Consider the following 12385-nt stretch of genomic DNA (forward strand, 5'->3'; position numbering starts at 1 on the left):
AAATGAGAAAGATTTACCTTAAAGGAATAAAAGGTGGAACGGGTGCAACTGCAATTGTTGCGAATCTCGCCTGCGCACTGAAAAAATCCAATACTAACGTGATTGTGCTCGATCTTGATCCCAAAAATGACCTTGGCTTGCATTTAGGCTTAAGCTGGGAGCACAACACTGGCTGGAGTAACTACAATTCATTGAACGCTGCATTAGCTGAATTTCACTGCGACAGTGACGGCGTCATTTTTTTACCCTTTGGTAGTGAGCCAAGTCGTCTTAATGAATTGCAAACTGTGATCCGTGATTGTGAACAATTGAAAGTTGATGACAACAGCTGGCTATTACTTGATTGCCCAGCCCACCTGGATTTAGACCACTTCAATTTATGCGCAGATGATATCTTTTTAGAGGTCGTTAATTGTGATGCTACTTGCCACAGTTTTATTTATAAGCGCTTACTGAAGCTCAATCAACAAACAAATCACTGGCAACATTACTTTTTAGTGAATCGTTATAACTCAGCGTCAGAGCTAGAATTTGATCTATTACAGCTATGGCAATCAGAAGTGCCATTATTAGCTCCTCTGTATATCAATAAAGATGAAGTCATTAGTGAGTCTACTGCATTTAGAAATGTCGCAGTCAATTGCGCCCCTTACAGTGTAGCCAATGATGATTTTGAAACGTTAGCAGGCTGGCTGGTCAGCCGAGCGACTCACAATGACTAAACCCAGCCGCGCAAGTGTAACACAAAAGAGTATGTCACTCTTTTTAAGTATTTTTTTCACTAAAAAAATAGTGAGATTTCTTTTTTTCAAATTCCATAGTTACTTTAACCAACATAAAGTAAGTGCATTAGCAGCGTTTTTACTGCCATTTTTGTTGTTACTGCTGAGTATTTTTATCAAGCTAGATAACAATAATAAACGTCGCTTAAAAGCAAAGCTTGCTTACCTGTACCCTCACGTAAGCAAACCAATTGTCACCCCAGCCAACAGCATTCGTATTTTTTTACAAAGTCTGTATTTGCTTTTATTCAACGTCTCTGTCAAAAAAAATGCGCCTAAAAATCGCATACGCTCCCACTATAGCGCTAAATTCTTTCAAAAATCAGCTCGATTTATTCGCTACTTAGATACTAAGCTTGTTCGAAGTTGCAAACGGCTGTGGCTACTAGGTAGTAGTAAATCAACAACTCAATCATACCAAAAAATTGCAAGCGCCAAGCTTTGGCGTAACCGGTTCTTACACTTCATGTTTTATGGTTTGCTGGCGCTAGCTGTTGTTATTTTTGTTACTGTGCCATTTAGCCTTGAAGCACAAGCCATTTTCATCAGTTTAATTTTACTTGTTTCCTATTCACTCAGGCGTGTGAAAGGGCAAATGGCAACCATTGCCATGATCACCTTAGCGGTAACAAGCTCAACACGTTATTTATGGTGGCGTTATACCGATACTTTAAACTGGCACGATCCGCTAGCTCTTACTTTAGGGATTGGTTTATTGCTCGCTGAAAGTTATGCCTGGTTGGTGCTTATTCTCGGCTTTTTTCAAACCATTAATCCATTACACAGAAAACCAATTCCATTGCATAAAGATACCGCTTTATGGCCAACGGTTGATGTCTACATTCCAACCTACAATGAGCCACTAAATGTTGTAAGACCCACTGCAATCGCAGCACAAAGTATCGACTGGCCTGCAGACAAGCTTAATATTTATATCCTCGATGATGGGAAACGTCCTGAATTTAAAGAGTTTGCTGATGAGATTGGAGTTGGTTATCTTGACCGTCCAGATCACAAACATGCCAAAGCAGGTAATATGAATCATGCAATGAAGCATACTAGTGGAGAGTACATTGCTATTTTTGATTGTGATCACATTCCTGCCCGCTCATTTTTGCAGATGACAATGGGACAATTCATCAACGATAGTAAAGTATGTTTAGTACAAACACCGCATCACTTTTTTTCAGCAGACCCCTTTGAGCGAAATCTGAATAATCATCGCCAAATACCAAACGAAAACATGTTGTTTTATGGATTGATCCAAGATGGTAATGACATGTGGGATGCAACATTTTTCTGTGGTTCATGTGCTGTTTTAAAGCGCCAAGCATTAGAAGAAATAGGAGGGTTTGCAGTAGAAACCGTTACCGAGGATGCACATACAGCGCTGCGTATGCAACGAGCAGGTTATAAAACAACCTATATCAATATTCCTCAAGCTGCCGGCCTTGCAACAGACAGTTTATCAGCCCATATTGGTCAACGTATTCGTTGGGCTCGCGGTATGGCGCAAATTTTCCGGCTCGACAACCCTTTATTGGGCAAGGGCTTAAATATTGGCCAAAGGTTGTGTTATATCAATGCGATGTTGCACTTCTTATCCGGTATTCCGCGTATAGTATTTTTAACCGCACCACTGGCGCTGATTTATTTCAACGCTTATATTATCTACGCCCCTTTTATCGCGATCTTTTTATATATAGTGCCGACATTGTTGCAAGTAAAAATAACCAATTCGCGCATCCAAGGTAAATACCGCTACTCTTATTGGGGAGAAGTCTATGAGTCCGTACTGGCTTGGTATATCTTAAAACCAACCACTGTCGCGCTATTCAATCCCAATAAAGGCAAGTTTAATGTTACCGAAAAAGGCGGTTTTAATGACAAAGCCCGCTACGATTGGCTAATTTCTAAACCTTATATTATTTTGCTCGCGTTTAATGTAATTGGCATGTGTTATGGCGTTTTTCGGTTGTTTTTCGGCGATACTTCACAAATAGGCGTGTTATTGATCAGTATGTTATGGGCCAGTTATAACACCATGATTCTAGGTGCAGCCGTTGCGGTTGCCGCAGAAGCAAAGCAAGTGCGCAGCTCACACCGGATAAAAGCCAACTTCCCCGCTGCTATTCGACTTAGCAACGGCCGAACGATGAAGGTTAAAATTACCGACTATTCTGATAATGGGGTGGGTATTGAGACAGCGCATGAGCATATGTGCAAAACCAATGACAAAATTGAACTATTAATGAGCCGGGGGAAAAAACAATTTTCTTTTCCTACTTATATATGTAACACCCGCGATAAACAAATTGGCTTAACGCTACGGGATCTAAATTTAGAAAAACAAAAAGCATTTATCCAATGCACCTTTTCGCGTGCGGATGCATGGCTTGACTGGCAAGATAATTTTAAACATGACAAGCCTTCATACAGTTTTAAGAAAGTATTTACAACTAGCATTCGTGGCTTTAATAATTTGATTTTCCATGCTCCGAATCAGCTAAAACCATTAATTAATTTTATAACACGTGCAATGACGCAACTCGCATCGTTATTACCAATAAATCCGAAAAAAGTATTTTAACCATCATGATTAAATCGACCTTTAAACTCTGTTTCATACTGTTTTCAATTTGCTTTGCAAGCAGTGTTTTATCAGCCCAACCACTGGCAGATAAAACTATTTTTAATAATGGCTATCCTGAGCATGCGCAAGTAGAAACACTCACCTTGAGCTTTAAGCGTTTAGGCGTAAGCCAATATAAGCTTGATGGGGTAAATAATAACACGCGCGTTGACTTTACGAATCGCTTAGATAAATTAAGCAAGCAACTGCAGTTAAACTTTTCTTTTAGCCATTCTCCAGCGCTACTGAGCCAAGTATCTCATCTAAAAGTTTATTTTAACGAAAACCTAATTTCTGTCTTGCCTATCAAGGATCAAGTAACACCTGTCAACCAAGTGGCTAACCATAGCATTGAGCTCAATCCGAAACTGATCAAAGATTTTAATCAAGTGCGCTTTGAATTAGTCGGCTATTATGATTTGATTTGCCAAGATGATTTTAGCAAGACTATTTGGGCCGAGTTAAGTAAAACAAGTTCGATCACATTACAGCAGCAAGCATTAGCGCTTGAAAGCCTGTTAGAATATTTTCCTGCTCCGTTTTATGATGAGCGTGATTACACCCAACTTAACTTACCATTTATTTTTGCATCGCAACCAGATGAGAGCACCCTAGAAGCTGCAGCTACTCTATCAAGCTGGTTTGGCGCACAAGCTGATTGGCGAAAAGCAAATTTCCCTGTGTTATTTAATCATACCCCAACACAACACAGTGTTGTATTTGCTACCAACAATAATAAACCTGATTTTTTGCTGGATTACCCTGACGTAACTAAACCGACAGTGGAGATCATCTCTAGTCCCACGCAGCGCTACGCTAAAGTGCTATTAATTTTAGGGAAAAATACCGCACAATTAAAAGAAGCTGTGGTTGGTTTGCTATTTGGTCATAAGGTGATGACAGGCCGAACTGCAAGTATAGATGCAATTAATAACTTACCGTTACGTAAAGCTTATGATGCACCTCGCTGGGTTAGATCCGATCGTGCAGTCTCGTTTGATGAATTCATAGAATACCCAAATCAATTACAATCACAGGGCTTATACGGGCAACCTATCAACCTTGATTTACGCTTTGCGCCTGATTTATTTACATGGCGCCAACAAGGGGTCCCAATTACCTTACGTTATAGAAATGCACCGACTGATGAAGCCATTTTATCCAGATTAAACATGTTGATTAATAATAAGTTTATTGATGGTTTCATTTTGACTCCTAACGAGTCACACATTCTCACCACTGAAACGATTATGCCGTTACTATCGAATTCTGAGCCAAGCCAAACCCGTCAAGATTTTGAGTTAACGGGGCTCGATCTTAGTAAAAAAAATCAGCTTAGCTATAATTTTCATTTTGGTCTTATCAAAGCTGGTGAATGTACCGCGATTCCCGCAGGTGGGGAATTTGGCGTAATTGACGGTAGTTCGACCATTGATGTGAGTGACTTTCACCATTATATAGCGCTACCAGATCTAAACGTGTTTGCTAACAGTGGTTTTCCCTTTACTAAATACGCAGATTTACATCAAACAATGCTAATTATGGAACAACATAGCTCTGCGAGCGCGATCAGTTTATTGTTAAATTTCACTGGCCACTTAGGTGAAATTACCGGATACCCAACCCATAAACTGACGATAAAACACCCTAACAGTGAGCTTGATCTGGATGACAAAGACATTGTAATTATTGCCAAAGCAGACGCTTTTACTCATCAATTAACGGATGACAGTTCATTAAGTATTTTACTGCAAAACAATCAACGCATTGTTGAGCAGGCTATTTATAACGGCGCTTTTGATAACAATCAGCCTGAGAAAATCAAAGTCAGCATCCAAAGCCAAGGAAAACTAGGGATCATTTCTGGATTCCAATCTCCTTTTAATTCAGAGCGTTCAGTGGTGTCATTAATCGCAACTAACGATAACGCCTACTCATTGCTAAGTAACAGTTTAATACAAGATGATAAAACGGCATTAATCAGCGGTAGTTCGGCAATTATTAATAGCCAAGGTATTAAAACCATAAAAACTGACGATCAATACTTTATTGGTCATATACCTATCCATACATTAATTTGGTTTCATTTTTCTGATCATCCATTTATTTTAGCGCTGTTATCAATCCTCACTCTGTTGCTTATATCTTTTATTTTATGGCGCTTACTGGGTGTGTTAACTCAAAAACGTTTAGCTGAGGGAGACAAACAATAATGAAAGGCTATTTATCTCTATATTCATTATTAACCTTACTGTTGGTTTCAACATCCAGTGTTGCTCAAAACAGTTGCGCACCGTGGTCACAATGGCAAACCTTTAAACAGCACTTTATTACTGCGCAGGGACGTGTAATTGATCTGGGCAGCAAACAATCGATCACCACCTCAGAGGGGCAATCATACGCACTATTTTTTGCTTTAATAGCCAACGACCGTGACACCTTTGATAACGTTTTAGAGTGGACCGAAACCCATTTAGCCGAGGGCGATCTAAGTACACGTTTACCTGCGTGGCAATGGGGTATTAATCAACAAGGTCAGGAAGCAATTTTAGATTCAAACCCTGCATCAGATTCTGACTTATGGATAGCCTATACCCTTTCTCAAGCGGCCGACTTATGGCAAGACAGGCGTTATAATGTGCTAGCAGCCGTCATGGCCCAGCGTATCATGCGTGAAGAAACCGCTCATCTTGCAAACTTAGGGCTTTCTCTTTTACCTGCCCCTGCAGGCTTTGAGTATGAAGGGAATATCACTAAATTAAACCCAAGCTACGTGCCTCTTTTCATCCTACAGCAATTCAGCCAACGTTACCCTCACTCACCTTGGCAGCAACTGCATGATGCTTCAGCAAAAATGTTGCTGGCAACAAGTCAATCAGGAGTCAGTCCGGACTGGGTATTGTATCAACCTAGTAAAGGCTTTTATTACGATAAGAACACGCCTGATATTGGTAGCTACAATGCAATTAGGGTCTACTTATGGGCCAGTATGATGGCTGAAAATGCCCCTTTTCGAAATGAGCTAATTGAGCAATTTCAGCCAATGCTTGCCCATGTCGTCAATCGTACAAACGCGCCATTAACGACCTATGCACAAACGGGTAAAGCAGATAAAAATGGCCCACAAGGTTTTAATGCAGCTTTGTTGCCATTATTAGCAATTAATAATAAAAATGAAACACTTACAGCGTTGCAACAACAGATGATGATCGATACTTCATTCACCACTACCCGTTATTATGACAGTGTGCTGTATTTATTCGGCACGAGTACTCTCAATAAGCAATTTAGAATTGATGAAATGGGCAAGCTTGTACCAAACTGGAGTTCTGAATGCCGTTAAGGTGGCGACTTTATTTGCTATTTTTTAGCTTGGTACCCTTTAGCTCAGCTCTCAGTGCTAACAGTGCCAGCGATCTCGATACACACTCAATTGAATGGTTAGTGAGCCAAGTAAAGCTAGGTGAAATTCAGCAAAACCAATTACTAATGACTGATAGCTTGGATAAACTACTGAGTATTGCACCAAAAAATATACTGGTGCGATGCGCTCAAGCACGGGTTTATTTTGCTTTAAATCAACCCACAAAAGCACGCGCTGTGATCAATCAATTAACTGATATTGATAAAAAGCAGCCTTGTGTAGCGCAATTAACATTATTGGCGCAAAGTAATACTGAATATAAAGAACAAATTCAACAAGCTCGTTTATTAGCTCGTGCTGGTCAATACCAAGCTGCAACGAAAATATATGATCAATTATTCTCACCTTTATATCCAAGTATTGAATATGAGTTTGAGCACATTAACTGGATTGCCACCGAGTCGGATCGTTGGCAGCAAGCACTGCGCGGCTATCAGTCTTTAAGAACTCGTTTTGCCAATGTGGGTCGTTTTGAGCTTGCCTATGCACGGCATATTTTAAAGCGTAAGCCTCGTGATAAACAGGCGCTGGAAATTTTTAATTATTATGCGCATAGCAACCAATACAGTGTCGAAGCCGAATTTGGTTGGCTTAACGCTCTTGCAGATATGCCAATTGATAAGAAAACTGAACAAGCCTATCAAGCGTATCTGAAAGCATTTCCTCACAGTAGTAAGGGCGCGTTACAGTATGCAGATTTTCAAAAAAGCCTGAAAGCTGAATTAATTAAGCAAGCTGATCCAGCATATAAAAAATGGTTACAAGGCGCCGCTGCGCTTGAGAAAAAACACTATGCTAAAGCAAACAATTTATTGCTCCAAGCCTTACAAGGTCGACCAAATGATCATGACGTTTTAAACAGTCTGGGGCTGCTGAATTTACGCCAAGGTAACAATAGCCAAGCTTATAGTTACTTCAAAAAAGCTCAGCGTAATACACAAAACATTGATCTTATTTCAGTCTATAAAGGCTTAGCAACAACGGCAAAGTTTTGGCAGTACATAGATGAAGCAAAACATGCATTAACAGCAAAGCATTTTAAAGCAGCGCAATTAAAACTCGACCTTGCTGCCACATTAGATGAAGATCCCAATACCGTTAGCTTTTATCAGGGGCAACTATTTCAGGCTCGTGGTGACTATCAACTAGCAATGCGCACTTATCAAACGGTGTTAAAGCACGATCCACTTAATGCCCAAGTACTTAATGCAATGTTATCGTTAACCAGTAGCGATAATAACTACCAACGCAGTGATCAGTTTTACGAAAATTTAACCCGTGCGCAGCAAGCTGTGATTGCACAAGATTATAAGGTTATTCAAAGTAAGCAATTACGCCAAAGAGCAGATGAACTCACTACCCAGGGTCAATTAGATGCTGCGGTCAGCTTGTTGTTATTAGCGATTAAGAAAACCCCTCTAGAAAGCTGGTTATATTACGATTTAGCTAATCTATATCAACAACAAGGTTTACTCGAACACGCTAAAGCGTTGTATAAAAAAACTTTATGGCAGTTTCCGCTAGATGCAGAGCTTCGCTACAGCCATGCATTATTCTTACGCTCGTTAAATGATTATCAAGGTGCTCTGGAGACCTTAAATTTCGTACCAAATAATGCCCGTAGTGAAGAGATTGAACAGCTGGCACAGCAGCTAGCTATTAATGCAAAAATGAACCGACTGGCAAGTAATAACAACGCAAGTAAGGCAACAGTTATTTATAACTTAACTGAGCTTGGAGCACAGCCGCTCACGCCATTAATGCAAGCAGAGCTTGCCTTGCAGTGGCGCCAAATAAATGAAAATCAGTACGCTGAAAGGCAATTAAATGCAGCCCTTAGTCGTGATAATACGCTAAGCCCTTATTGGCATATGACCTACGGTCAATGGCTATTAGAGAGTGAAGACATAACCCTAACTAAGCACTGGTTTGTCAACTACCAATTACCACCTGCCGCCGGTAACGAACAGCGTGATCGATGGCTCGCGTTGCAAGCTGCTTACATTAATAAATTTAATCAAGGCGAACAACGCATATCGCAATTAAACGCCCTGTTGCAACAACACCCTAATAATGCCGTGCTTGCTGACGCTTTGATCACAGCATATATTGAACTTGATCATCGCCAAATGGCCATAAAACTTTACCAAACGCAATTACAATTGGGTAATACGCTTGAGCCACAAACCGCTTTAGCTGTTGCCCGTGCAAGCCGTGAGTTGGGTAATCACGAATTATCAGATCGTATCATTGCAACCTTAGTAAATGATGTAAGCCCTACGCAAACTTATCAACAACAGTTATTGATGACCGCATTAATTGATTACTCAGATCAACACACTGTTATTCCTTTAACAAAAGCGCTATTAACAAAGTCAAACCATAGCCAAGAGTTATATTATCAAGGCGCGCTAGTTGCTGAGAAACACCAACAAAATGCATATGCCCAACAATGGTATTTAGAAGCAATAGAGCCATATAGTAGTGCTAAAGTTGCAAATAACCCTGACCTAAATTATCAGCTTTACACCCTTGACGATGACGCACCTTGGTACGTAAATAATGCAAAACGTGAACTGGCACGCATGCAGCAACAAGATCAGGTATATATCACCAGTGGTGTTAACTTTAGCAGTCAAACCAGTACTCAAAGTGATGCCAGTTTAGGCGCTGGATCTATGCCTATTGAGATCGGCTTCCCACTTTGGCAAGGCACTGGGATTGTTAAACTTGACCCAATGACAATCTCCAGTCAAGAAACCCGCTTTGATGAAAGCTTCTCAGGCAGTCGCTATGGTCAAGGTGCATTGTGTATCTTAGATTGTCCGTTAAATAGTATTGAACCACAACAAGAAGGCATTGATATAGGCTTGGCATGGTTTAATGATACGTGGCGCTTTGATATTGGTACTACACCAATCGGTTTTTTGGTCGAAGATATTGTCTGGGGTATTGATTACAATGGTGATTTTGGTAACTTTGGATATAGCCTAACACTCAATAAACGCCCATTAACCAGTTCAGTTTTATCGTATGCAGGCCTTGAAGATGTATTCACCAACGAAGTTTGGGGGGGTGTAAGAGCGACCAGTTTACGTTTTAATCTATCTCATGATTTAGGGCTCGACTGGGGATTTTGGGCATCGACTGATTTTCAGTTATTACAAGGTAAAAACGTTAAAGAAAACCAACGTTACAGCCTTATGGGCGGCGCTTATAACCGCTATATTCGTGAAAAGAATACCGAGTTAACGCTAGGTGCAAACTTATTACATTGGTCTTATCAATATAATCTAAGCGAAGAAACTTTTGGTCATGGCGGTTATTACAGTCCACAAAACTATATAGGCGTATCACTGCCAGTGATTTATGACCGTCGCGTTAATAACGACTTTATTTACCGCCTTCGAGCGGGGATTTCTTGGTCAACGACTACCACAGATGACAGTGAGTTTTTCCCTAACGATCCGCTATTACAGCAGCAAGCAATTGTCAGGGGCGAAACGACGACAGGTATCAGCCCCATTTTTGAAGGCGACACAAGTTCGGGTATCTCGTATAACCTAGGCGGTAGTTTTGAATACCGCTATACACCGCATTGGTTTTTTGGTGGCTTTTTTAGCTTAGATCGTGCTGATTTTTATGAGCCTAACTATGCTCAGCTTTATTTCCGCTATTACTTTAAACCTGTTTATAGTGAAATGATTTTCCCTGGAACCCCTGTAGTGCCTTACGCAGACTATTAGTCACTGTTTTAAAACCACAGTACAGCTAACTATCGCAAGCACTTCCCCTGCACATAAGGTGTATGTATACTTAGCCGCACTTGTAGCTAGGATAAGGGTGTGACTCTTACCCACTAAGGAATACCTTAGTGAGCAAACCATTACCTTAGCTGCATAAAAAACAAAATCATGGCCGCCCGTTCAATCAGTGTTTTTATCACATGAACGATTAAAGCAAAAAATATAAGGCCGCAATAATTAACGTTGAGTTAGGAAGTAAATATGAGTTCATTACCTAAAGCAGGTGACTTTTTAGGGCATCCTAAAGGGTTATTCCTGTTGTTCGGCACAGAAATGTGGGAACGATTTGGTTATTACGGCATGCGTGCCATTTTAGTATTATATCTCGTTGCGATTGTTCAAGAAGGTGGTTTTGGTTGGAGTAATGCCGACGCACTAAGCCTGTACGGTACATTCACTATGGCTGTTTATATCACGCCATTATTTGGTGGTTGGTTAGCCGATAACGTACTTGGTCAACGTAAAGCAATCATCATCGGTGGCCTATTAATGGCGGCTGGTCACTTCACTATGGGTATTCCGCATAGCATGCTAGCTGGCCAAGAAGAAAATGTATTCTACATTGGTTTAGCATTACTATGTATGGGTAACGGTTTATTTAAGCCAAATATCTCAACCATGGTTGGTGACTTATATACAGAGGGTGATCAACGTCGTGATGGTGCCTTCACTATTTTCTACATGGGCATTAACTTAGGTGGCGCATTAGGTCCATTAGTTGCCGGTTATGCAGCGGCTGCTATGGGTTGGCAATACGGCTTCATCGTTGCGGGGATTGGTATGCTTATCTCTGTTGCAATGCAAGTTGCATTAAGTAACAAGTACTTAGGCGATATAGGTGTCGTTCCTTCAGCCAAGCTAGCGCAATCGCAATCTAACTCTGACGTTAAAGTTCCTTTAACAAAAGTTGAAACTGACCGCATTAAAGTTATTTTTACTATGAGTGTATTTAGTATCATTTTCTGGATGGGGTTTGAGCAAGCCGGTGGCCTAATGAACTTATTCGCTAATGATTATACTGACCGTATGCTATTCAACTTTGAAATTCCAGCGTCATGGTTCCAATCATTAAACTCTATTTTCATCATTGTTTTTGCCCCACTGGTCGCTATTATTTGGTTAAAACTAGATAAACGAGAGCCAAACTCACCAGTTAAGTTTGCAATTGCATTAGTCTTTTTGGCACTTGGCTTTATCACTATGATTTTAGCTCTTATGACTCAAGGTCAAGGTGATACATTACAAATCAGCATGATGTGGTTAGTGTTATTCTACTTATTCCATACACTAGGTGAGTTATGCTTATCACCAATTGGCTTATCTATGGTCAGTAAATTAGCCCCACTACGCTTAGCTTCAATGTTAATGGGTATTTGGTTCCTGTGTACAGCAGTTGCGAATAAGATTGCCGGTTTTGTAGGTTCATTCTTAGGCGAAGGTGAAGAAGCCCTTGATAATGCGCTAGGCATTTTCATTGGTTTAGGTGCAACAGCTGTACTTTCTGCAGTGATCATGTACTTACTAAGTGACAAACTTGTTAAATGGATGCACGGTGCTGAGGGTCAACACGAGCCGCACACACAAGAGCACATTTTAGCTGAAGAGCTGGAAGTAGTTGCTGAAAAACCGTAATTAAGCGTTCAAAGCTTCTCCACAAGCAGCCCTGCTTGTGGAGATTTTCTAAACAATCCCCTCTATATCACGTCCCTAAATACTGCTATTATACTCACCGTCAATTTGA

At 40.5% G+C, this 12385-nt stretch carries 6 protein-coding genes; all 6 read left to right on the forward strand.

All coding sequences use genetic code 11. The features are described from left to right. Positions 1-2 precede the first annotated feature (2 nt). The 6 genes from bcsQ (at position 3) to CWB85_RS11305 (ending at position 12276) form a co-directional block, all read left to right on the forward strand. Positions 3-722, forward strand: a complete 720-nt coding sequence (gene bcsQ, locus CWB85_RS11280) for a cellulose biosynthesis protein BcsQ (protein WP_016708869.1) — start codon at positions 3-5, stop codon at positions 720-722. Beyond that, a complete protein-coding gene (gene bcsA / locus CWB85_RS11285) occupies positions 715-3372 on the forward strand; it encodes a UDP-forming cellulose synthase catalytic subunit (RefSeq protein WP_016708868.1) in 2658 nt (885 codons plus the stop codon). The genes bcsQ and bcsA overlap by 8 nt, the downstream gene beginning before the upstream one ends. Positions 3373-3377: 5 nt before the next feature. Beyond that, positions 3378-5627 carry a cellulose biosynthesis cyclic di-GMP-binding regulatory protein BcsB gene (gene bcsB, locus CWB85_RS11290; RefSeq protein ID WP_138554930.1) on the forward strand — a complete coding sequence of 750 codons (2250 nt, stop codon included), beginning with the start codon at positions 3378-3380 and terminating at the stop codon, positions 5625-5627. Continuing rightward, on the forward strand, positions 5627-6757 hold the full coding sequence (gene bcsZ / locus CWB85_RS11295) for a cellulose synthase complex periplasmic endoglucanase BcsZ (protein WP_016708866.1): 1131 nt from the start codon (positions 5627-5629) through the stop codon (positions 6755-6757). The genes bcsB and bcsZ overlap by 1 nt, the downstream gene beginning before the upstream one ends. Beyond that, positions 6748-10584 (forward strand): cellulose synthase subunit BcsC-related outer membrane protein, encoded by a 3837-nt coding sequence (locus CWB85_RS11300; protein ID WP_138554931.1) that lies wholly within the window; start codon positions 6748-6750, stop codon positions 10582-10584. Before bcsZ ends, CWB85_RS11300 begins: the two co-directional genes overlap by 10 nt. 261 nt (positions 10585-10845) lie before the next feature. Beyond that, positions 10846-12276 (forward strand): peptide MFS transporter, encoded by a 1431-nt coding sequence (locus CWB85_RS11305; protein ID WP_138554932.1) that lies wholly within the window; start codon positions 10846-10848, stop codon positions 12274-12276. The last annotated feature ends 109 nt before the right edge of the window (positions 12277-12385 follow it).

This window comes from Pseudoalteromonas sp. S1727 (assembly GCF_005886375.1).
Classification (GTDB): Bacteria; Pseudomonadota; Gammaproteobacteria; order Enterobacterales; family Alteromonadaceae; genus Pseudoalteromonas; species Pseudoalteromonas haloplanktis.